Source organism: Treponema sp. OMZ 906 (assembly GCF_024181185.1).
Classification (GTDB): Bacteria; Spirochaetota; Spirochaetia; order Treponematales; family Treponemataceae; genus Treponema.
The window spans coordinates 212,416-237,640 of sequence record NZ_CP051196.1; the positions used below are offsets into that span (position 1 = coordinate 212,416).

Consider the following 25,225-nt stretch of genomic DNA (forward strand, 5'->3'; position numbering starts at 1 on the left):
GGGGAGAAGGTGAAGATGATGAAGGGAATAAAAGAAGCAGCGGCAGCGATAGTGAAGAAAGCAGTATTTACAGTCTACCTTTTTACTGTGATAGCGCCCGGCGGTGTGTACGGACAAGGGCGGAGAGAAGGGGCGCGCGGCGTGAAGAGAGAAGCGAGTACGGTTGTGGCGCAAAAGGTTATCGGGAAAGAAGGAGGAGTGTTAGAGGCGGAAGGAGTACGCTTTAGTATCCCTGAAGGAGCGGTGGAAGCGGAAGTCGAGATAACGATTAGCCGGCTGTATGAAGTAGCAGAGGGAGGAGAAGTAAAGAACGTCACGGCAGGCTTCGGCGGGTGGCGGTTTTTACCTAAGGGGATGAAGTTTAAGAGGGCGTGCGAGCTTTCGCTTGAGTACGATGAGCGGATAGAAGGAGAAGATGCGCAGGGGATTTATACGTACTACTACGAAGAGAACGAGAAGCGATGGGTTGCGTTAGAGCGGAAGGGAGTAGATGAAGAAGGGAAGCGGATCGAATCGTATACGGATCACTTTACGGATATGATTAACGGGACGTTGAGCTTACCGGAGAGCCCAGAGCCTGTGCGGGTGAATTTAAACAGCATCAAGGAATTAAAAGCGGCAGATGCGGCAGGGGGGATAGAGGGGATAGAAGGCTTGAAAGGAGGAAGTGAAGGAAGCGCATCGTTTGGGATAAAGCTTAAAACGCCTGATGGAGTGAAAGGGATGGCGCCTGAACTGTCGGTGAGCTATTCGAGCGGGAGCGGCTGGGGGCTATTAGGGAAGGGATGGAGTTTAGGAGGAATAGAAAGCATCAGCACCGACACACGGTTTGGCCTACCTGAGTATAACGGGAAGGACACATACATTGTAGAAGGCAGCCGTGTGAGGTATGAAGGGGGAGCGTGGATAAAGGAGAAGGAGCAGAAATACGAGCGGATAGAGAATGCATGGGTAGAAAGAAGCGGGGGAGCGGAAGAGAACTATTTTAAGATAACAGAGAAAGACGGACGGGTAAAGATATACGGGAAAGAAAGGTGGAGCGGCAAAGGAGCAGGTGCAAAATATATTTATTATTTGGATAGGGAGAGCGACAGCTTCGGAAACGAGGTACAGTATGTGTACAAGAAGGAAACCGGAGCGGACGGAGAAGAAGTTATACTTGAGGAGATTGTATACGGGAAAGAGAGAGATCGAAAGGTAACCATAGCGTATGAAGGAAGAGGAGATACGCGGATAGACGGACGGGGAAAGTATGTGCGGAAGGAAAGCAAGCGGATAGCGAGCATAGAGATGAGTGTCGGCGGGCGGATAGTGAGGAAGTACGGCTTTAAATATAGAGAAGATAAGGAAGTAGGAAATGAGGCGGGTGAAAATGAGATGGGAGAGAGCCTTCTTAAAAAGATAGAAGTGAAAGGGGAAGGAGAAGCGGAAGGGTATGCGTACAGGTTTGAGTATGAGCAGGCGGAGAAGGATAAGAGCGGGAAACTTTGTGTCTTCGGAGAGACGGAAGGATGGGACAGAAGCGGAAGCATAGCGGAAAGTGTGCACATTAGCGGAGGGGGAAGCGGCAGCGGAGGAGCGGGAGTAAACTTTACAAACAGCGTGTCGATATCCGGCGGGATAACGGCGTCAGCGGGAAGCGGAAGCGGGCACAGTAAGCGGAATTTTGTGGATGTAACTGGAGACGGGATAGCGGACATTGTGGAGTGGAAGAAAGGGGAAATAAGGATATATGAAGGGAAAAAGCAGAGCGACGGAAAGATAGGATATGAGAAGGCTGAGTACTTTGACGGGAAGGCATTAAAGGGGCTTTATTTAAGTGAGAATGAGGATTGGAACTGGAGCGTTGGAGGGAAGCTCGATATATCGGCGGGAATTTCTCCGGCATCCGGGGGAGCGGGGATGGGACTGACGAAACAGTGGAGCCGCGGAGAGAGTAAAAGTGAATTTACGGATGTAAACCGAGACGGATACGTGGATTTTGTGTCGAACGGAAGATACTACGAAAACGATAGGGGAAGAGGCTTTAAAGGAGGAGTCGGTTTACAGGGAGCGGAGAAAGCGGGGATCGGGATAAGTGAAGCCGAGAAGAAGGAAGCGGAAAAAGGGCATTACTTTCAGGAAGGGGTACAAGCGTGGCGGAGTGAGGTAAGCGGGGAGATAGAGATAGGAGTAGAGATACAAGAGAAAGGGAGAGGACAGTTAAGCGTGTGGAAGGGGACGAATAAAGAAGGAGTGAAGATCGGGGAATGCACGGAAAAGAGGGAATATCGTTTTACACAGGCAGTGAAAAGAGGGGAGTATATCTATTTTGCGACGGAGACGGATAACAAGGCAGAAATCGGAGAGAGCATAAGAGCAGGGATACGGATACGGTACCTAAAGTATAAAAGAGATGAATTACTGGGATCGCATATAGCGTATCAGCTGCCGGGGAGGCTGAATGAGGAGCCTGATAGAGAATTGGCATACCTTTACACGGAAGAGGAAGGAGAGGCAGACGAAGATGGGAATCGGGATAGGTATTGGCTTCTAAAAACTGATTATCGAAGAGAGCTGAGTGAGCAAGCGATAGAGAAGATACTGGAAAAAGGGTACTACGGGTATGTCGGAGATGAGATAGCAAAGGAGCGGTTTGAGAAGGTATTTGGCAGAATCGGCACAGATGATGAAAAGCAAAAGGTAAAAAAGAGCGTACAGTACGATGCGGGGTTTGAAGAATATATTTACACAGGGGATGGGTTCGGGAGTACGCTGTACAGCGATATCATCAAAAGGATGAGTGAGGGCGAACAAAAAGAAGCGGTAGGATATAAAAACGTTGACGGAAGCGTAAGGTACCCGCTGTATGACGGGGATGGAAAGGCATACTACCGAGATAGGCTTACGTTAAAAGTGAACAGCGAGCGGGAAAAGGGTGAGCGCGGCTACGAGGATGAAAAGGGCGTAGAAGTAGGGCTCATCAACGGAAAGACGTACCGGTTTGATAAAGAGGGAGAGGAGCTTGTTCTGTATGAGCAGGGAAGAAGAAAAGAAGGGGCAGTGGTAACAAAAGAGGGGAAGAATGTAAAGGCAATAGTAGAGGGGCGGAGTAAGAAGGGGTATGAATTTTCGATTGAGCTTACCGGGCGGAAAGTAGGGAAGGTTATCAGTGAGAATGAGTATGAAAAGGGGATGGCAGAGATAGTCGAAAAGGGAATCGAATACCGCATTAGCCGCGTAGAAAGAATAAGCGAAAAGGTATACGAGAAGATAAAAGACAAGAAGATACAGAAAGGTAGCAAGACGATAGCAATAGGGACACTGTATGAAAAGTCGGGGAACGAGTGGCATTTGAAAGAGGGCGCCGCAGAAGAGGCGGATAAAAAAGAGATAGTAAAAGCGTTGAAAAAAGCGCGGAGAGAAGGGAAAGTTATTATTGAAGAGCTGCCCGAAGGAGAGAAGCGGATACGGGAGATTGGAATATTCACTGCGGAAGAGAGGAAAGAAGTCGGGGAAGAATATTTTGAAGCGATAGGGGATGAGTATCAAATAAAGAGCGGGATAAGCGGAGAAGGGTTACAGCAGTTCGAGAAGAAGCTGAAGCGGTATGAAAGTAAGACGTATAATTTTCCATACTTTACGCATGATAAAGTAAGAGGCGAATACCGGACGACGCAAGCGTCCCTTGCAAAAGAAGAAGTGCTGAAGTTTTTAGCGTATGTCGGAAGCTATTATTACGAAAGGGTCGGGGTGTGTATCGTGTACCCGCGTGAGAGCCTTTATGAGGTGCAAGGCGGACAGATAGAAGTGGTGAAGATACAAGGTGGGAAGGTTGTCACAACATGGGAAAGGATACAAGAGTACCAAGGGAATGAGAACTATCGGATTGGGGAGTATGAAGGGAAAGAAGGGATAGCCGGGTTCGGCCGGTATGAGCAGATGTACGGCGGGGCAAACCGGTGGTACTACGGAGTATATTCGAGGTGGGGTCAGCAGCGCTTCAGTGTGGAAGCCCTGTTTGCACCGAATGAATATGAGGATGAGTATGGAGGAAAAAATGAGAAGGAAGGAGCAAAAAAAGTTGATAAGGAACGGCAGAAATTAAAAAATCAAAGTGAGGCAGGCGCGCCGAGCGGGGAAGAAGCGAAAGATAAAGTAGCGAAGGAGATACAAAAGCGTACGCTCGGCGGATATAGCGCGGTACAGCGGTATGGCACGTATGCGGAAGAAAACCTTAAACAGGAATCGCCTCCGGAAACGCCGAGGCAGGATGAGGGAAGCGGATTTTTCTTTAAAGAGAAAAGCCTTATCGGAGCGATTGCGAATACGAGTGAAAACGGCTTTGACGCAGACGGCAAGATGGCAAGTGTCATGCATTACTATGCGGCGTATATCGATGATGAGGTATTACACTCAAGCCGGATCACCGGCGGGGCGTACGGGAAGTTACCGTGGGTGAAAGGAGGCAAAGGCTTTGTGCTTTCTGCGAATGAAAGTAAAAGTTATGACTTCAATGTCGGCTCACATGCGGCAAGCGTCAATACGAGCGTAGGGGTTAACACGGGAGAAAGTAAGCAGATACAAGGTTATCAGGACATAGACGGGGATGGGTACCCTGACCTCTTAAAAACAAGTTCAGAAGGCTTGAGCGTACAGTACGGCAGCGGAGAAGGAGTCTTTAGCCGACCGGGATACCTCGGAGGAGGAGGCTTAAGCACGAACAGCAATAACTCGACGGTGCACGGAGCAGGACTGGGACTGTCGGGAGCGGTACAGACGATACGAACGGTGATCGGCAGCATAAAGAGTCAGTCATTAGCGCCTGCAGGATCGAGCCCCGGGGGAATGAGCCCGAGTGTGGGGGTAAATTTTTCAGACGGCAGACAGTATCAGAGAAGCGGGTTAGTAGACATCAACGGAGACGGCTTACCCGATTACCAACAGGCAGGCGTGGCGAAGCTGAATATCGGAGATGGGTTTACAGCGGCAGGAGCGTGGCGGGGAGAGAATATTTCAAGCGGAAGCGTTAAAAGCGGAGGCGGGAACTTCGGCTTAGGGTTGAATATCGGCGCCGCGCTTGTTTACGGGGGAGGAAACATCGGCGTTAACGTGAACATCTCTCAAACAGCCACCGATACCCTTATCGCCGACATCAACGGAGACGGGCTTCCCGACCTATTAACGGTAAAGGGTGGTAACTATACCGTCAAAGTGAACCGCGGGGCCGGATTCGAGACAGAAGAAAAGACCATTGCGATACGCACCCTCGAAAGTGGGGAGTATGAAGATTATTATAGCAAGTCGCTGAGCCGGCTCGTTGGAACATCGGAGCGTATCCAAGTACCCTACCGGCCGGGCAGTATGAATAAAGGGCTCGATACGGAAAAAATAAACGGGCTATTAAAGACGCCTGAGGCGCTGGAGTTTAACACGAGCCGGAGCGTGGGAGTGTCCGGAAGTCTTTCAGGACAGGTGGGGTTTCCGGTATGGGCAGGGATTAATATCATCTGTAACTTTTCAGGAGGAGCGAGCGGCACCTATAGCGAAAGCGAGGTAAGCTTACGCCTCTTTGACGTAGACGGAGACGGCCTCGCCGACAGGGTCTTCAACATCGGAGGAGCTGATAAGCTTTATGTACAGCGGAACAAGTTAGGGAAAGTAGGACTATTAAAAACGATACACCTTCCGACCGGAGGCAGCTATGAGATAGAGTATCAAAGAGTAGGGAACACACGGGAGCTGCCGCAGAGTAAGTATGTGTTAAGCAGTGTAACGATGAATTCCGGGCTTGAAACAAAAGCCGGAAACATACAATCGTACCGCACAACCTACACCTACAAAGACGGCTACTATGACCGCAAAGCAAAAGAGTTCTACGGGTTTAAGACAGTAAAGGCGGTAACGGGAACAGGCAAGGTAACGGAAACCGAGTATTACATTGATGCCTATTACCGCAAAGGGATGGTAAAAAAAGAGACGGTAAGCCATAACGGTATCGTTTATTCGATAAAAGAGTATGAAACGGATGAAGCCCCTCATGCACGGGTAAAGAAAGAGTGGAACACCATACGGGAAGGATACCGGTCGATACAAACGGAAAGCGACTATGAATACGACCGATACGGTAACGTTACGGAGCTGGACGACAAGGGAGACGTCAGTAGAAGCGACGACGACATCATTGCCCGAATACGGTATTGGGACAGTGCCGATGATGCACACTACTTTAAAGCGCACCCCGAACGGATAGAAGTGCTGGACGGCAAGAGCGGCAGGTTATTGCGGAAACGCGAAGGACGCTACGATAATAACACCGGTGCGATAACGGAACTAAAGCAATACATCTCAAGCGGCACGAGTCTTACCTACACGATAGACTGGGATGAGAAGGGAAACATTAAGACCCTGATAAGTCCCACAGGCAAGAAGGTAAGCTACCGCTACCAAGATGGGATATATGTAAGTAAGATAACCGAAGAAGGCAGTAAAGGCGGCACTCCGTACGAGAGTACGCTCCTGTGGGACAGTGCCTTAGGGGTAAAACTTGAAGAGACCGACAGTGCCAAAAGCACCATGAAGTACCGGTATGACGGCTTCGGGCGGGTTATAGAAGTGCGAAGTCCCTATGATGATCCTGCAGGTACTCCTTGCGCAAAGTATGAATACCATACCCCGGAATTTTCTTTCTGGTACACCGTAACGGAGAATAAGCTGACTACCAAAGCAACGGACAAAGCCGTGATGAAAACCGTCGTCATGCATGACGGCTTAGGCCGCGCCCTCTACACGGCAAAAGAAGGGGAAGTGTACCGAGAAGGAACCGCCGGAGAAACGAATGTCGGCTGGAACATCTCGGGGGCGACACACTACGATGAGGCAGGACGAAAGATAAAAGAAGGAATGCCCTTCTTCTACGCAAGTGATTTACCGGCTGAGCTCGCAAATAAAGATACGTATGAGAAAGTCGAGCAGTTCTATGAAACGAACGACTTTACAGCGCTGCGAAATGAAACCGCCTACACCTACGACGGTATTGACCGAGTTATTAACACATTATTGCCGGACGGAAGCGAACAGAAAAACGAGTACGCAATAGAAAACAGCCTACAGGTAACAACCGCAACCGACCCGCTTGAGAATAAGAGCGTTACAAAGAAAGACGCCCGTGGAAACATCCGGGAAGTGGAACGCCTCGATAAAAACGGTACACGCTTAACCAAAGGCAGGTATGAATATTCGGTATTGGGAGAGATGCTTCGCGCGTATGACGCAAATGAAAACATTGTCTCGGTAACATACGACCTACTCGGCCGAAGAGTAGCCTTAGAAAGCAAAGACTCAGGCCGGAAAGAATGGCGCTATGATAGTAAAGGCCTCCTTGAAGCGGAATCGGACTCACTGCTGCGCAGTAAGTTAAGCGAGATACAGTACCACTACGACGGCTTTGACCGGCTTGTAAAAATAGACTACCCATTCAGTGAAGACGTAATGTATGAATACGGAGTACCCGGCCAAGCCGGAGCCGGAGAGATAGTCCATAAAAAAGATGAATCAGGCGAAATAAGCTACAAGTACGGGAAGTTAAGCGAAGTCGTAGAAGAGACACGGACAATACAGCGCTACGAGGTACTCAGTAAGCCGGAAACGGCAACCTTTACTTACTGCTCCGACTACTTAGGTCGTATGCAGGCGATGAAATACCCCGATGGGGAAACCATCACCTACACCTACGACAAAGGCGGCCAGCTGAAAGGGGTGAGCGGCGTAAAGAACACGGTAAAGGGAACGGAAACCTATTCTTACATTGACACGATTGTTTATGATGAGCACGGGCAAAGAGTCTACATCAAATACGGCAATGGAGTTGAAACCAAATATCGCTACGACGATAAACGCCGATGGCTGAAAGACATCGAGACGAGGAACAGGCAAACTGACGAGGTATTCCAAAAGATAAGCTACCGCTTTGACAAGGTCGGAAACGTCTTAGGCTACAGTAACGACGCAAGCGTGTACGAGACGAGCCAGAGCTACACCTACGACAGCCTCTATCAACTCATCGGAGTGGAGGGAACCAGCAACCAATACAAGGCGATAAAGAGCTTTGGAAGTACGCCGGTACATGTTGCAAAGTACAAGCAAGACTTTGCCTTTGACGGCATCGGGAATATGACAAAGAAGTCCAGCACCACGAACCTTCCCGGCGCTCGTGGTAATGCCTACCCGAAAGCCGAGCTAGACTACAGTCTTGATTATGAATACGACCCGGCCTACGCACACAGGCTCGTACACGCCGGAAACCGCTACTACCGCTATGATGCAAACGGCAACATCACGGCAGAAAAAGACGGCCCCTTTACCGAGGATGATGAGTTTGTCTTTACGTATAACTACGACCCCGACACCGACGTCTACGGCACCGACTACGGCTTCGGCCTTGATGCGCCAAAGGAGACGGAAGAGACGCATCCTGAAAACCTATTCGCGTACCGCAGGAACTACACGTGGAACGAGAAGAATCAGTTAACTAAATCGAGCGACCGCAGCTACACGGTACACTATCGCTACGGTGAGGACGGACAAAGAGCATTAAAGTACACCGAAGAGGGACGTTCTGAAACGCTCTACTTTAATAACTTCTACACAATACACATCCCCGTGCAGGATAAGAATAACCCGCAGGGCTTGAGAGTGCACAAACACATCTTTGTGGGGAACTCACGCCTTGTTACTGCGATGACGCATACTGATAATAACGGAGATAACGCAGAGCAGCGCGAGAAGCGGTACTATTATCATAGCGACCACTTAGGAAGCGCACAGTTTGTAACCGACTGGCGAGGCAGACAGTACGAACACATCGAATACACGCCGTACGGGGAACTGTGGATAGAGGAAGTAGCTGCAGGGTTAGACAAACTGCCCTTCAGGTTTACCGGCAAGGAGATGGATGAAGAAACCGGCTTATACTATTACGGAGCGCGGTATTTAGACCCGAAGTATAGTAGGTGGTTGAGTGGAGACCCGGCGCTGGGCGAGTACATACCGAAAGCTCCGATAGATGATGAGGCAAAAAAGCATAACGAAAAACTGCCGGGAATGGGTGGGGTGTTTAATGTCGTGAACTTGCACCTGTACCATTACGCGGGGAATAATCCGGTGAAGTATACGGATCCGGATGGGAAAGTTTCAACTGAAACTGAAGTTACCCTAAGGATTGATGGTACTTTAGGCAAGACCAATGCTCGTGATATGGCGGTAACTTTATATCAATATTCTAAAAATCCTAATGAAGGGGCTCTTTCAAGTATTGTAACATCTGCAGTAGGTTTTCTGGGTAGTAAACCAGGAATTGTATCCGCTCTTGTAAGTTTAGTACTCGCATCGTCTAGTGATGAAAAAAATAAAATAAATGATTTTGCTTTTAGTATTATGAATGCAGTTTCTGACTATGGGGAGCTTTTGGATTCTGGAGATTGTAGCATTCATGTAACCGGAGATATAACAACAAATAATACTATAGAATTTTTTAGAAGAAAAGATGAAGTGCTTTCAAAAAGTACTATCCTTGCTAGCAATTTGAATTTTGCATTGGTGGATAAAAATGGAAAAGAGATAAAACATTTGGGTAAGTATACTGCTGATCCAAGTGTAATCCAGAAGCTATTAGATAATTATAGTGAAAAGCCTATAAAAGTGATAGAATTTTATAATGGCGTACCAATAAAAATAAAGCGTTTTGAATAATATGATTGAGGAAAATATGAGAAATTTAAAGGGGAAAAAATATACGGCTTTCTTTATTGCAATTTATATTTTGCTTAATATCGCTATTATATTTATTGTGTATTTACGTATTTTACCTGGACATTCAGATAAATTATATATTCCTGTAAATGATAGTGATATATCCATATCACAAATATATCCCGTTCTTCAAATGCTTGGAAAATATGATAAAAATTATACTTTAAATATTAATGGTTCAGAATTTGAATTCGGTTTAAATATGAAAAAAGTAAGACAAATTCTTATGCTAAGTTTAATAGTATTTTTTATCCCGAATTTTATTTTTTTTATTTTTTTACTCTATGGTTATATAAATAGAATAAAAGGTTTTACGCAAAAGCATAAATTAAAAATAATTATTTTTATAAGCATTGAGATTGTCATGAATGTTTTACTGTTTTTGTGGATAGATCCATATTTTAACAAGTCTAAAAACACGACGAGTTTTGTACCACTAAAGAGAGAAGCTGTCGTTATAGATTCAGCACATACTGCGATTACTGGAAAAGGTTGGTACAATTCACAATCGGCACAAACAATTTCAGGAGCTGAATATTATATTGCAGTGGATTTAATGCGTGTAAAAGAAGTGGTTTTAATATTTTTAAAACGATTTTATATATATAATTACATATATATGATTTTTTTGATTGTATATATGAGATATGCTATTAACTTAGAAAACGAGAAGAAATACAGGAATATGAGAATAACTGATATTCTTTTTTATATTGGATGTATTGCCATAAGTGCCTCTCCTATAATTATAAAAATAGGGAAAGAAGATATTTTTTTATATACTCTTTTTATGGGTGTTTTTGGTATAGGCTGTATGCTTCCAAAACTTTACTTAGATTGGCGATATGGTGACTATTCAAGGAAAAGGCCATTTTTGAGTTTTGTAAGATTATTTATTTTATCTTTTATATTTATTATAGCTTTAAAAATGTTTGTTGAACTCCTATCATCAGGTTGATTATACATAACTCTAAAAACTCTTAAAAAGATAGAGAAAAGGATACTGTAAGACGGTGTTTGATAGATTTTGAAAAGAATTAGGAACACTGAAGCATACAATGAAATGTCTAAAAAACACTCGCTTTCTCATAGAACGAGTTACGGCCGTATGTGGAAAAACGAAGCCTTTTGAAAAGAGACATGTCGGATGCGAGGAGCGAGGAAAAATTAACCGCAGGCGTATCTATGATACGTTGAGGATTAATTTTTTTGAAGCGACGAAGCAGACGGCGTGTATATTTTCAAAAGGTGGAGAAGCAGGAGTAATAGCGGTGATATCAGCGAAGGATAAATTTCCGAGCGAGTGCGTGTGGATAGAGTACGAAGCGGTAAGGTAAGGGGAGAAGGTGAAGATGATGAAGGGAATAAAAGAAGCAGCGGCAGCGATAGTGAAGAAAGCAGTATTTACGGTCTACCTTTTTACGGTGATAGCGCCCGGCGGCGTGTACGGACAAGGGCGGAGAGAAGGGGCACGCGGCGTGAAGAGAGAAGCAAGCGAGCTCGTGGCGCAAAAGGTTATCGGGAAAGAAGGAGGAGTGTTAGAGGCGAAAGGAGTACGCTTTAGTATCCCTGAAGGAGCGGTAGAAGCGGAAGTCGAGATAACGATCAGCCGGCTGTATGAAGTAGCAGAGGGAGGAGAAGTAAAGAACGTCACGGCAGGCTTCGGCGGGTACCGGTTTTTACCTAAGGGGATGAAATTTAAGAGGGCGTGCGAGCTTTCGCTTGAGTACGATGCGCGGATAGAAGGGGAAGACGCGCAGGGGATTTATACGTACTACTATGATGAGAAAGAGAAGCGGTGGGTTGCATTAGAGCGAAAGAGAGTCGATGAGGAAGGGAAGCGGATCGAATCGTATACGGATCACTTTACGGATATGATTAACGGGACGTTGAGCTTACCGGAGAGCCCAGAGCCTGTGCGGGTGAATTTAAACAGCATCAAGGAATTAAAAGCGGCAGATGCGGCAGGGGGGATAGAGGGAATAGAAGGCTTGAAAGGAGGAAGTGAAGGAAGCGCATCGTTTGGGATAAAGCTTAAAACGCCTGATGGAGTAAAAGGGATGGCGCCGAATCTTTCACTCAGTTATGCGAGCGGGAGCGGGTGGGGGCTTATAGGAAAGGGCTGGAGTTTAGGAGGAATAGAAAGCATCAGCATCGACACGAGGTTCGGGCTACCGGCATATGACAGGAAGGACACGTACATAGTGGAAGGGAGCCGCGTGAAGTACGAAGGGGGCGTGTGGAGAAAGGAGAAGGAGCAGCAGTACGAGCGGATAGAGAATGCATGGGTAGAAAGAAGCGGGGGAGCGGAAGCGAACTATTTTAAGATAACAGAGAAAGACGGAGGGGAAAAGGTATACGGGAAAGAATGGTGGAGCGGCAAAGGAGCAGGAGCGAAATATATTTATTATTTGGATAGGGAGAGCGATAGCTTCGGAAACGAGGTGAAGTATGTGTACAAGAAGGAAAACGGAGCGGACGGAGAAGAAGTCGTTCTTGAGGAGATTGTATACGGGAAAGAAGGAGAGCGAAAGGTTCGGCTTGAGTATGAGGGCAGAGGCGATGCGCGGCTTGAGGGACGGGGAAAGTACGTGCGGAAGGAAAGCAAGCGGATTAGCAGTATAGAGATGAGTGTCGGCGGGCGGGTTGTGAGGAGGTACGGCTTTGAATACCGAGAAAACGAGATGGGAGAGAGCCTTCTTGTAAAGCTTGAAGTAAAGGGAGAAGGAAGCGGCGAAGGGTACGGGTATGAATTCGGGTACGAAGAAGCGGAGACGGATGAGAGGGGAAGGATAAAAGTATTTGGAGAGACGGAAGGCTGGGAGCGAAGCGGAAGCATTGGGGAAAGTGTGCACATAAGCGGAGGGGGAAGCGGCAGCGGAGGAGCGGGAGTAAACTTTACAAACAGCGTGTCGATATCCGGCGGGATAACGGCGTCAGCGGGAAGCGGAAGGGGACACAGTAAGCGGAATTTTGTGGATGTGACGGGAGACGGGATAGCGGACATTGTGGAGTGGAAGAAAGGGGAAATAAGGATATATGAAGGGAAAAAGCGGAGCGACGGAAAGATAGGATATGAGAAGGCTGAGTACTTTGACGGGAAGGCATTAAAGGGGCTTTATTTAAGTGAGAATGAGGATTGGAACTGGAGCGTTGGAGGGAAGCTAGACATCAGCGGGCCTCAGGTTGGGGCTGGGATGGGACTGACGAAACAGTGGAGCCGCGGAGAGAGTAAAAGTGAATTTACGGATGTAAACCGAGACGGGTATGTGGATTTTGTGTCGAAGGGAAGATACTACGAAAACGATGGGGGAAGAGGCTTTAAAGCGGGGGTTGCGTTAAGCGGAGCGGAAAAAACAGAGATAGGGGTTAGTAAGAAAGAGAAGGAAGAAGCGGAAAAGGGGCACTATTTTCAAGAAGGAGTGCAAGCGTGGCGAAGTGCGGTAAGCGGGGAGATCGAGATAGCGGTAGAGATAAAAGAGATCGGGAGCGGGAAGCTCGGCGTATGGAAGGGAGTGAATAAAGGCGGAGTATTGATTGGAGAATGCACGGAAAAGAAGGGATATCGTTTTAGGCAGGCAGTGAAAAGAGGGGAGTATATCTATTTTGCGACGGAGACGGATAACAAGGCAGAAATCGGAGAGAGCATAAGAGCAGGGATACGGATACGGTACCGGAAGATCCAACGAGATGAGCTATTGGGAGCGCATATTGCATATGAGCTGCCTGAAAGGATGAATGAAAGCCCTGATGAAGTTTTGCAGCATTTTTACCAGAGAAAAAGCGAACATGATGAAGATGAAAGACGTGAGTATTGGCAGCTGAAAGATTCTCAGTATATTCAGCATCTGAGTGAGCAGACGATAGAGAAGATACTGGAAAAAGGGTATTACGGGTATGCCGGAGATGAGGTCGCAAAAGAAGCGTTTGAAGTATTTTACGGCGGGATTGGAAGCGAGAGCGAACAGGCGGCACTGAAGGAGCGCGTACAATACGATGCGGGCTTTGAGCAATATGTGTGGAATGGAAGGGGAAACGGCGGAGGGCCTTACAGCGATATCATCAATAAAATGAGCCAAGCGCAACGGAAAGAAATGGCAGGGTATAAGAGCGGCGACGGAAGCGTAAGGTACCCGCTGTATGACGGGGATGGAAAGGCATACTACCGAGATAGGCTTACGTTAAAAGTGAACAGCGAGCGGGAAAAGGGCGAGCGCGGCTACGAGGATGAAAAGGGAGTAGAAGTAGGGCTCATCAACGGAAAGACGTACCGGTTTGATAAAGAGGGAGGGGAGCTTGTTCTGTATGAGCAGGGAAGAAGAAAAGAAGGGGCGGTTGTAACAAAAGAGGAAAATAACGTCAAGGCAATAGTAGAGGGGCGGAGTAAGAAGGGGTATGAATTTTCGATTGAGCTTACCGGGCAGAAAGTAGGGAAGGTTATCAGTGAGAATGAGTATGAAAAGGGGATGGCAGAGATAGTCGAAAAGGGAATCGAATACCGCATCAGCCGCGTAGAAAGAATAAGCGAAAAGGTATACGAGAAGATAAAAGACAAGAGGATACAGAAAGGTAGCGAGACGATAGCAATAGGGACACTGTATGAAAAGTCGGGGAACGAGTGGCATTTGAAAGAGGGCGCCGCAGAAGAGGATAAAAAAGAGATAGTAAAAGCGTTGAAAGAAGCGCGGAGAAAAGGGAAAGTTATTATCGAAGAGCTGCCGGAAGGAGAGAAGCGGATACGGGAGATTGGAATATTCACTGCGGAAGAGAGGAAAGAAGTCGGGGAGGAATATTTTGAAGCGATAGGGGATGAGTATCAAATAAAGAGCGGGATAAGCGGAGAAGGGTTACCGCAGTTCGAGAAGAAGCTGAAGCGGTATGAAAGTAAGACGTATAATTTTCCATACTTTACGCATGATGAGGCAAAGAAAGAATACCGGACAACGAAAGCGTACCTTGCAAAAGAAGAAGTGCTGAAGTTTTTAGCGTATGTCGGAAGCTACTATTACGAAAGGGTCGGGGTGTGTATCGTGTACCCGCGAGAGAGCCTTTATGAGGTGCAAGGCGGACAGATAGAAGTGGTGAAGATACAAGGTGGGAAGGTTGTCACGACATGGGAAGGGATACAAGAGTACCGAGGGAATGAGAACTATTGGAATGGAAAGTATGAAGGGAAAGAAGGGATAGCCGGGTTCGGCCGGTATGAGCAGATGTACGGCGGGGCAAACCGGTGGTACTACGGACTTTATTCGAGGCGGGGGCAGCAGCGCTTCAGTGTGGAAGCCCTATTTGCACCGAATGAATATGAGAAGGAGTATGGAGGAAGAAATGAGAAGGAAGGAGCAAAAAAAGTTGATAAGGAACAGCAGGAACTAAAAAAACAAAGTGAGGCAGGCGCGCCGAGCGGGAAAGAAGCGAAAGATAAAGTAACGGAGGAGATACGGAAGCGTACCCTCGGCGGATATAGCGCGGTACAGCGGTATAGCACGTATGCGGAAGAAAACCTTAAACAGGAATCGCCTCCGGAAACGCCGAGGCAGGATGAGGGAAGCGGATTTTTCTTTAAAGAGAAAAGCCTTATCGGAGCGATTGCGAATACGAGTGAAAACGGCTTTGACGCAGACGGCGAGATGGCAAGTGTCATGCATTACTATGCGGCGTATATTGATGATGAGGTATTACACTCAAGCCGGATCACCGGCGGGGCGTACGGGAAGTTACCGTGGGTGAAAGGAGGCAAAGGCTTTGTGCTTTCTGCGAATGAAAGTAAAAGTTATGACTTCAATGTCGGCTCACATGCGGCAAGCGTCAATACGAGCGTAGGGGTTAACACGGGAGAAAGTAAGCAGATACAAGGTTATCAGGACATAGACGGGGATGGGTACCCTGACCTCTTAAAAACAAGTTCAGAAGGCTTGAGCGTACAGTACGGCAGCGGAGAAGGAGTCTTTAGCCGACCGGGATACCTCGGAGGAGGAGGCTTAAGCACGAACAGCAATAACTCGACGGTGCACGGAGCAGGACTGGGACTGTCGGGAGCGGTACAGGCAATACGAAGCGCGGCCGGAAGCATAAAGAGTCAGTCATTAGCGCCTGCAGGATCGAGCCCTGGGGGAATGAGCCCGAGTGTGGGATGGAACGCATCAGAAGGCTGGCAGCGGCAAGAAAGCGGGTTGATAGACATAAATGGGGATGGGCTTCCCGATTATAAAACAGCAGCCGGAGCGAAGCTGAATATCGGAGATGGGTTTACAACGGCAGGAGCGTGGCAGGCAGAAAGCATATCGAAAGGAAGCGTCAATAGCGGAGGAGGAAACTTCGGCTTAGGGTTGAATATCGGCGCCGCGCTTGTTTACGGGGGAGGGAACATCGGCGTTAACGTGAACATCTCTCAGACAGCCACCGATTTCCTTATCGCCGACATCAACGGAGACGGGCTTCCCGACCTATTAACGGTAAAGGGTGGTAACTATACCGTCAAAGTGAACCGCGGGGCCGGCTTCGGCGGGGAAGAAAAGACCATTGCGATACGCACCCTCGAAGGGGCGGAGTATGAAGATTATTATAGCAAGTCGCTGAGCCGGCTCGTTGGAACATCGGAGAAGATCCAAGTACCCTACCGGCCGGGCAGTATGAATAAAGGGCTCGATACAAAAAAAATAAACGAGCTATTAAAGACGCCTGAGGCGCTGGAGTTTAACACGAGCCGGAGCGTGGGAGTGTCGGGAAGTCTTTCAGGACAGGTGGGGTTTCCGGTATGGGCAGGGATTAATATCATCTGTAACTTTTCAGGAGGAGCGAGCGGCACCTATAGCGAAAGTGAGGTAAGCTTACGCCTCTTTGACGTAGACGGAGATGGGTTAGCCGACCGCGTCTTTAACATCGGAGGAGCGAATAAGCTGTATGTACAGCGGAACAAGTTAGGGAAAGTAGGACTATTAAAAACGATACACCTACCGACCGGCGGCAGCTATGAGATAGAGTACCAAAGAGTAGGGAACACGCAGGAGCTGCCGCAGAGTAAGTATGTATTAAGCGGCGTCACAATGAACTCCGGGCTCCAGAGTAAGAGCGGGAACGTACAGTCGTACCGCACAACCTACACTTACAAAGACGGCTACTATGACCGCAAAGCAAAAGAGTTCTACGGGTTTAAGACAGTACGTGCGGTAACGGGAACGGGAAAGACGACCGAGACGGAGTATTACATTGATGCCTATTACCGCAAAGGGATGGTAAAAAAAGAGACGGTCAGCCATAACGGCATCGTTTATTCGATAAAAGAGTATGAAACGGATGAAGTCCCCCATGCACGGGTAAAGCGAGAGTGGAACACCATACGGGAAGGATACCGGTCGATACAAACGGAAAGCGATTATCGCTATGATCGGTATGGCAATGTTACGAGCTTAGAAGATAAAGGCGACGTTACGAATCCCAACGATGACATCGTTGCCCGCATACGCTATTGGGATAGCGGCGATGAGCGGCGCTATTTTAAAGCACACCCGGAGCGCATCGAAGTGCTGGACGGCAAGAGCGGACGGCTGTTGCGGAAACGAGAAGGACGCTATGATAGCCAAACGGGCGCGATAACGGAAGTAAAGCAGTACACGGGCAATAACACACTCCTTACCTATACGATAGACTGGGATGAAAGCGGAAACATCAAGACCCTGATAAGCCCCACCGGAAAGAAGGTACGCTACCGGTATCAAGACGGGATATACCCGGTTGCGATAACGGAAGAAGGAAGTAAAGGCGGAGCGCCGTACGAGAGTACGCTTTTGTGGGACAGCGCCTTAGGAGTGAAACTGGAAGAAACCGACAGCGCGGGTAACACCATGAAGTACCGCTATGACGGATTCGGACGTGTTATTGAAGTGCAGAGTCCCTATGATGATACGGCAGGTACTCCCTACGCAAAGTACGAATACCATACCCCGGAATCTTCTTTCTGGTACACCGTAACGGAGAATAAGCTGACTACCAAAGCAACGGACAAAGCCGTGATGAAAACCGTCGTCATGCACGACGGCTTAGGAAGAGCTTTGTACACGGCAAAAGAAGGAGAAGTGTACCGAGAAGGAACAGCCGGAGAAACGAATGTCGGGTGGAATATTTCAGGGGCGACCTACTACGATGAGGCAGGCAGAAAGATAAAAGAAGGAATGCCGTTCTTCTATGGCGGCGATTTACCGAATGAACTTGCCAACAAAGCCGCCTACGCAAGCGTCGAACAGTTCTATGAGCTGAACGACTTTACCAAGCTCCGCAACGAAACGGTATACACCTACGACGGCATAGACCGAGTAATAAAAACATTGTTGCCGGACGGAAGCGAGCAGAAAAATGAGTACGCGATAGAAAATAATCTACAGGTAACAATCGCAACCGACCCATTAGAGAATAAGAGCGTTACAAAAAAAGACGCGCGCGGAAACATCCGCGAAGTGGAACGCCTCGATAAAAACGGAACAGTCTTAACCAAAGGCAGATATGAATATTCGGTATTGGGAGAGATGCTTCGCGCATACGACGCCAATGAAAACATTGTCTCGGTAACATACGACCTGTTAGGGAGAAAAGTAGCCTTAGAAAGCAAAGACACCGGAAGGAAAGAATGGCGCTATGATAGCAAAGGCCTCCTTGAAGCGGAATCGGACTCACTGCTGCGCAGTAAGTTAAGTGAGATACAATACCACTACGACGGCTTTGACCGCCTTGTAAAAATAGACTACCCGTTCAGCACTGACGTTGAGTATGAGTACGGAAAGGCAGGAGAGGCGGGAGCCGGCGAGATTATACACAAGAAAGATGAGTCGGGAGAAATACGCTACGAGTACGGCAAGCTTAGCGAAGTCGTAAAAGAGACACGGACGATTAAGCGTTACGAGGCGTTAAGCAAACCCGAAACGGCAACCTTTACCTACCGATCCGACTACTTAGGCCGTATGCAGACCATGCGCTACCCTGACGGCGAGGTAATAACCTATACCTACGACAAAGGCGGACAGCTCAAAGGCGTAAGCGGTGTAAAGAACACGGTAAAAGGAACGGAAAACTATTCCTATATCGACACGATTGTCTATGACGAACACGGCCAGAGAGTCTACATCAAGTACGGCAATGGTGTAGAGACCCGCTACCGCTACGACGACAAACGCCGATGGTTAAAAGACATCGAGACGAGAAATAAACAAACCGATGAAATCTTCCAAAAGATAAGCTACCGCTTTGACAAGGTCGGGAACGTCTTAGGTTACAGTAACGACGCAAGTGTGTATGAGACGAGCCAGAGTTACACCTACGACAGCCTTTACCAGCTTATCGGAGTGGAGGGGACAAGCAACCAATACAAGGCGATAAAGAGCTTTGGAAGTACGCCGGTACATGTTGCAAAGTACAAACAAGACTTCGCCTTTGACGGTATCGGAAACATGACAAAGAAGTCCAGCACCACGAACCTCCCCGGCGCTCGTGGTAACGCCTACCCGAAAGCAGAGCTTGACTACAGCCTCGATTACGAATACGACCCGGCCTATCCACACCGGCTCGTACACGCCGGAAACCGCTACTACCGCTATGATGCAAACGGCAATATCACGGCAGAAAAAGACGGCCCGTTTACCGAAGACGATGAGTTTGTCTTTACATACAACTACGACCCGGACACCGACGTCTACGGCACCGACTACGGCTTCGGGCTTGACGCGCCGAAAGAGACGGAAGAAAGTCATCCGGAGAACCTATTTGCGTACCGGCGTAACTATACCTGGAACGAAAAGAATCTATTAACAAAATCGAGCGACCGCAGCTACACCGTGCACTACCGCTACGGTGAGGACGGCCAGCGCGCCTTAAAGTACACCGAAGAAGGGAGAAGCGAAACGCTCTACTTCAACAACTTCTACACAATACACATCCCCGTGCAGGATAAGAATAACCCGCAGGGCTTGAGAGTACACAAACACATCTTTGTGGGGAACTCACGCCTTGTTACCGCGATGACGCATACTGATAATAACGGAGATAACGCAGAGCAGCGCGAGAAGCGGTACTACTACCATTCAGACCACTTAGGAAGTGCGCAGTTCGTAACCGACTGGAGAGGCCGCCAATACGAGCACATCGAGTACACGCCATACGGGGAACTCTGGATAGAGGAAGTAGCCGCGGGCTTAGATAAACTGCCGTTTAGATTTACCGGTAAGGAGATGGACGAGGAAACCGGCTTATACTACTACGGCGCGCGCTACCTTGACCCGAAGTATTCAAGGTGGTTGAGTGGAGATCCGGCACTAAACGATTACATACCGAAAGCCCCGATAGACGACGAGGCGAAGAAGCACAACGAGAACTTACCCGGCATGGGTGGGGTATACAACACAGTCAATCTGCACCTGTACCACTACGCGGGGAATAATCCGGTGAAGTATGAAGATCCTGATGGGATGTTTGATGTGTTGCCGTATCATATTCCTAATTTCCAAGTGGGTGGTCCAAAACTCCAAAAATTTACAGGGGTTCCTTTAGGTGGTGGTTATTCACAGAATCAAAAAGATTGGTTTAAAATAGCGGATATTCTTCAGGCATCACTAGGTGTATCTTCACTGGGTGACTATCAAACATTAGCATCATTACCTAGTAATGACTTAAAAGATACTCTTATAGAAGTAAGTAAGGCTATCGCTGGAGCTATATCTAGTTCTGCAGGAAAAATTATTTCTTTAGCTGATTTAGCAAAGGCTCTCTTTAGTACACCGGAAGCGAAAGCTCAAAATTATACCAAAAGCGAGAAAGAGTTTTTAATGATGGTAGGAATTGAGCAGTCATTTATTTCTGATCTATCAACTAAATTAATTGAGAAAGGTTTTCCTGTTCACGAAAAAAAAGATGGAAACTCTAATTTTATAATGAATATTACAATTACAAGTTTTACTGAATATACAACAAGTGGCATATTGGCAAAAGATGCAATACTTCTTATTGCGGATGAAGTGAAAGCATCAAATGAACTATATAAAGATATTAAAATTAACGAATAGGAGATATGGGTATGAAGTATGTATTTATTTTTTTAACTTTTATACATGTAACGGCTATTTTCGGTGAAGATATACAGAATAACTTTAATTATTATGTAAGACATTTTGACGGTTCATACGAATTGGATAGTGTTAGTAACGAAAAACTTAAAATTCCACTTTTCTCGTATCACTATTTTAAAGATTCAAATCATGAATATATTAAAGGATTGTATTATGGCTCTGATAAGGTAAAATTTATAGATACCGTACAAAATAATAAAATATACAAGACCGTATACTATGATTTTTTTACAAATGAGGTTCTGTTTGAAAAACGATATACCTATACTGAAGATGGTGTTCTTACTTTTATGGAAATAGACAGTGTTACTACAGAAGATAAAAAAGGAAAGGCGTATGCAAGATTTTCATTTATAAAAGATGAGCAGGAGGATTTTAACTACACTGCTTATCGATTAGCCGAATATGATATTGGCATTACAGGGACTTATGCATATTCTGACGGAAAATTTGGTAAAAATTTTCAACCACTAACGATTTATTCAACAATCATCAAAAAATATAAATTAGATATAGAGAGCATGAAAGTTATTGAGAAATATAGATATGATGAAAACGGTTCCATATATGATGTATATATAGACGGTTCTGAATTCCCGGTATATAAAAGGACAGACCTAATGCTTGATAATGGCACTTGTACAAATATTACGATGTATTTTGAGAATGGTATCTGGGACTCGAGCTATTTATTAAAAAATCTACCGGAGAGTGAGATTGAAATATACTCTGATGTATTACAGAATTCAATAGAAAATGAAAACATAAAAATTCCTATTAAAGGCAATGTCCGGATTTTAAAGAAGCACGATCTTTTGCAAACTTATGATTCTGAGCTGATATGTCAAGATGAAAAAGTATATTTAAAAGATGAAAAGCCGGTAAAATCACTATTAACGATATTTAATGATATTTATACTGATGAGTTTAGACTTTCCCATGCATTATTTAGTGATAGAATATATTTTTCACGAACATTTAAGGATAAATGAGATGTATTTTAAATACTAAAATAATTGATAGAAAATAAAGTGATATTCTCTCTTCCTCACAGAACGAGTTACGGCCGTATGTGAGAAGCAAACAGAAATAGGGAAGGTAGTCCCCCGGACAGCGATTGAAGCGGAAATCCTTTTTGCCGCTCGTGTAATGCAAGTGCGGTTTTTGAAGCGGCCGAGCGGAAAAACACCGCGGGAACAAAACAGCAGCGGTAAAAAGATTGGAGCGGAAAGCGCGGTGCTGCATTTTGTTTTCTTTATAGTAATAGTAAACAAAATGCAGCAGTCCGCCAAAAAAGCAAGAAACAAAAACAACAAAAGCTCTTTACCGGAGGTTTTTCCGCTTACGGCAATCCTTGCCGGAAGCGGAAAAACGAAGCCTTTTGAAAAGAGGCGGAGCAGATACAAGGAGACAGCCGAAAATAAAGCGGAGGCGTATCGGGTATACGTCGAGCATTTATTTTCGGCGTGCGACGCCGTAGATGCCCGCATATTTTCAAAAGGAGACGGGAACATGACACGGAAGGTCAGCACCACAAACCTTCCCGGCGCCCGTGGTAACGCCTACCCGAAAGCAGAGCTTGACTACAGCCTCGATTACGAATACGACCCAGCCTATGCACACCGGCTTGTGCACGCAGGAAACCGCTACTACCGCTATGACGTAAACGGCAACATCACGGCAGAAAAAGACGGGCCGTTTACCGAAGACGATGAGTTTGTCTTTACCTACAGCTATGACCCCGACACCGACGTCTACGGCACCGACTACGGCTTCGGCCTTGACGCCCCGAAGGAGACGGAAGAGAGTCATCCTGAAAACCTATTTGCGTACCGGCGTAACTACACGTGGAACGAGAAGAATCTCCTCACCAAATCGAGCGACCGGAGCTACACGGTACACTACCGCTACGGTGAGGACGGACAAAGAGCATTAAAGTATACGGAAGAAGGACGTTCTGAAACGCTCTACTTCAACAACTTCTACACGATACACATCCCCGTGCAGGATAAAAACAACCCGCAGGGCTTACGCGTCCACAAGCACATCTTTGTCGGTAACTCACGCCTCGTTACGGCAATGACGCACACCGACAACAACGGGGATAATGCAGAACAGCGCGAGAAGCGGTACTATTATCATTCAGACCACCTCGGCAGCGCCCAATTCGTAACCGACTGGCGAGGCAGACAATACGAGCACATCGAGTACACACCCTACGGAGAACTGTGGATAGAGGAAGTTGCAGCAGGTTTAGACAAGTTACCGTTTAGGTTTACCGGTAAAGAGATGGACGAGGAAACCGGCTTATACTATTATGGCGCGCGCTACCTTGACCCGAAGTATAGTAGGTGGTTGTCGGGCGACCCGGCGCTAAACGACTACATACCCAAAGCCCCGATAGATGACGAGGCGAAGAAGCATAATGAGAACCTGCCGGGCATGGGCGGGGTGTTTAATGTCGTGAACCTGCACCTGTACCACTACGCGGGGAATAATCCCATTAAATACGAAGATCCGGATGGGAAAGATATAATAAGTTTTTTTAAAGGATGGGTTAATTACAATCTCAATAACACAATTTTTTCGAGGTATGGTTCGCAATATGCATATAATCCTCAATTTGAAATGGCAAATGAGGTTTTAGCTAACATTGATCAAATGATGCAGAACGGTTATAGCGTATATGTTCAAACATTGAAATTTACAAGTGAACATTCTGGAACAGCTACATTGTTTTTACTAACCATTGGGCAACCTGGATTAGCTGCAATTACAAGTACCATAGGACTTGCAGCTGATAGCTTATTAGTTATTGATAATTTTGCTAATGGCAATATAGTCGAAGGGAGTAAAGGTATTGCTGTAATAGGTCTTTCGATGTTAGCTAATAATGGTGTTAAAAAAGGATTTGAAAAATTGGGGAGTTTAGTCGGTATTTCTGTTGGTAAGAATGGCTTATACTATATGAAAGGGCGGAGAGGAGCATTAAAAACAATTGATGGAATTCGTAAACAACTTTATAAAGATTTGGTCGAAGGTTATTTTGGTCAAGCAATAGCTCCGGAAGTTGCTTCGCAGATGGTAGATACTGTTATGAAAGAAATATTAAAAACTGAAAAGGTGGAAGAATAGAATGAATAGGCGTACTGCTCGGATTTGTTGTTATATTGCCTTAGTAGCATGTTTTATTGTAATTATATTGTATATAATTGGATATAGAGGAACATATATTTTGTATTATCTTCTCGGCTCTATTGCTGGAGGAGGGATGTTTCCAACTTGCTATTTTGATTTCAAAAATGACTATGACAATGATAAAATAGCGCCTTCTAGTATTAAGGGATTAGTCGCAACGGTCTTTGTTTTTTTGATTTGTTTTTTTATGTTCATTAAGACGTTGTTTGGGTAAATTAGAAACCATATGGAGCAAATTACAATGTTGATCGAAAAAAGCGGATTAAGACTTTATACAGATACTACTAATAAAATTTCTGAAGCTTCAATAACTAACTTTTCAGATGAAATTAAGGTAGAATTACAGTTGCATAATTTGAAGAAGCTTACTGTTGATAGTACGGATTGCATTGACGATTTTTCAGTTATTGCAAGCTTAAGAACTCTTTCTTCTTTGATTATAAAACGATTGATATTTTGTTTGTGAATGAAATGCCAAATCTGAAAGAATTGGGAAGTCCAAAATTTATAGGAAGTATTACTAATAAGAATATAACTAGTATTGGTTATAAGTGGTCTAAAAAAAGTGATATTTCTCAATGTAGTAATCTTCAAAGTATCGATGTTCATAACTGTAGTGATTTAGCAAGTTTTTTTCAGCAAATAGGTAATTTGCAATTTTTAAAAAAACTTTCTTTTTTTAAGTTAAGTACCCCCTCTATTTCGATTGGCAGGTTAAATACGAATATAGAAGAGTTGAATCTCTCTTATTGTTCAAAACTTAAAACTTCAGACCATATTGGTAAGAACTTGCCAAAAGTTACAAAAATGACAATAGAGAATTGTAAACATTTGTGTAGTTACGAGGCGTTGTCAGAATTTAAGAATTTACAAAATTTGAATATTTTCGATTTATCGCCTATTTCCGATTTATTGTTTTTAGCAAACTTAAAAAATCTAACACATATAAAAATTGGAAAAACACAAATAACCGCGGAAAATAAAGATTTGTTGAATAATATCAAGAATGTTGATTTATGTATGACTGGAATTTTATAATAATTTTACATTTTTTTAGATTTAGTTTTTCTCATAGATTAAGCAAATCTGAATTTCTTAAGATTCCATAGTTTTGAACAAATTGTAAG

At 45.8% G+C, this 25,225-nt stretch carries 8 protein-coding genes; all 8 read left to right on the top strand.

The annotated features are described in order from the left end of the window. The first annotated feature begins 15 nt into the window (after positions 1 to 15). The 8 genes from E4N69_RS00930 to E4N69_RS00965 all read left to right on the top strand — a co-directional run bounded on the left by E4N69_RS00930 (position 16) and on the right by E4N69_RS00965 (position 25,136). Complete coding sequence (locus E4N69_RS00930) at positions 16 to 9,729, top strand: toxin TcdB middle/N-terminal domain-containing protein (protein ID WP_253824866.1); 9,714 nt, start codon at positions 16 to 18, stop codon at positions 9,727 to 9,729. Between the two features lie 16 nt (positions 9,730 to 9,745). Then, the gene (locus E4N69_RS00935; protein ID WP_253824189.1) at positions 9,746 to 10,747 is read left to right on the top strand and encodes a hypothetical protein; all 1,002 of its coding nucleotides are present in this window, start codon (positions 9,746 to 9,748) and stop codon (positions 10,745 to 10,747) included. Between the two features lie 100 nt (positions 10,748 to 10,847). Continuing rightward, the gene (locus E4N69_RS00940; RefSeq protein WP_253824190.1) at positions 10,848 to 11,126 is read left to right on the top strand and encodes a hypothetical protein; all 279 of its coding nucleotides are present in this window, start codon (positions 10,848 to 10,850) and stop codon (positions 11,124 to 11,126) included. 15 nt (positions 11,127 to 11,141) lie between these two features. Then, a complete protein-coding gene (locus E4N69_RS00945) occupies positions 11,142 to 20,837 on the top strand; it encodes a toxin TcdB middle/N-terminal domain-containing protein (protein WP_253824867.1) in 9,696 nt (3,231 codons plus the stop codon). Positions 20,838 to 20,848: 11 nt separating this feature from the next. Next, a complete protein-coding gene (locus E4N69_RS00950) occupies positions 20,849 to 21,892 on the top strand; it encodes a hypothetical protein (RefSeq protein WP_162662068.1) in 1,044 nt (347 codons plus the stop codon). Between the two features lie 157 nt (positions 21,893 to 22,049). Continuing rightward, positions 22,050 to 24,035, top strand: coding sequence for an RHS repeat domain-containing protein (locus E4N69_RS00955; RefSeq protein WP_253824191.1), 1,986 nt, complete (start codon positions 22,050 to 22,052; stop codon positions 24,033 to 24,035). Between the two features lie 304 nt (positions 24,036 to 24,339). Then, positions 24,340 to 24,564, top strand: a complete 225-nt coding sequence (locus tag E4N69_RS00960; RefSeq protein WP_253824192.1) for a hypothetical protein — start codon at positions 24,340 to 24,342, stop codon at positions 24,562 to 24,564. Next, positions 24,561 to 25,136 (top strand): leucine-rich repeat domain-containing protein, encoded by a 576-nt coding sequence (locus E4N69_RS00965; RefSeq protein ID WP_253824193.1) that lies wholly within the window; start codon positions 24,561 to 24,563, stop codon positions 25,134 to 25,136. The genes E4N69_RS00960 and E4N69_RS00965 overlap by 4 nt, the downstream gene beginning before the upstream one ends. Positions 25,137 to 25,225 lie beyond the last annotated feature (89 nt).

Excerpts from the sequence above, each read along its gene's own strand:
- E4N69_RS00930 (WP_253824866.1), top strand. The coding sequence starts at position 16 with ATGATGAAGGGAATAAAAGAAGCAGCGGCAGCGATAGTGAAGAAAGCA.
- E4N69_RS00935 (WP_253824189.1), top strand. The coding sequence starts at position 9,746 with ATGAGAAATTTAAAGGGGAAAAAATATACGGCTTTCTTTATTGCAATT.
- E4N69_RS00940 (WP_253824190.1), top strand. The coding sequence starts at position 10,848 with ATGAAATGTCTAAAAAACACTCGCTTTCTCATAGAACGAGTTACGGCC.
- E4N69_RS00945 (WP_253824867.1), top strand. The coding sequence starts at position 11,142 with ATGATGAAGGGAATAAAAGAAGCAGCGGCAGCGATAGTGAAGAAAGCA.
- E4N69_RS00950 (WP_162662068.1), top strand. The coding sequence starts at position 20,849 with ATGAAGTATGTATTTATTTTTTTAACTTTTATACATGTAACGGCTATT.
- E4N69_RS00955 (WP_253824191.1), top strand. The coding sequence starts at position 22,050 with ATGCAAGTGCGGTTTTTGAAGCGGCCGAGCGGAAAAACACCGCGGGAA.
- E4N69_RS00960 (WP_253824192.1), top strand. The coding sequence starts at position 24,340 with ATGTTGATCGAAAAAAGCGGATTAAGACTTTATACAGATACTACTAAT.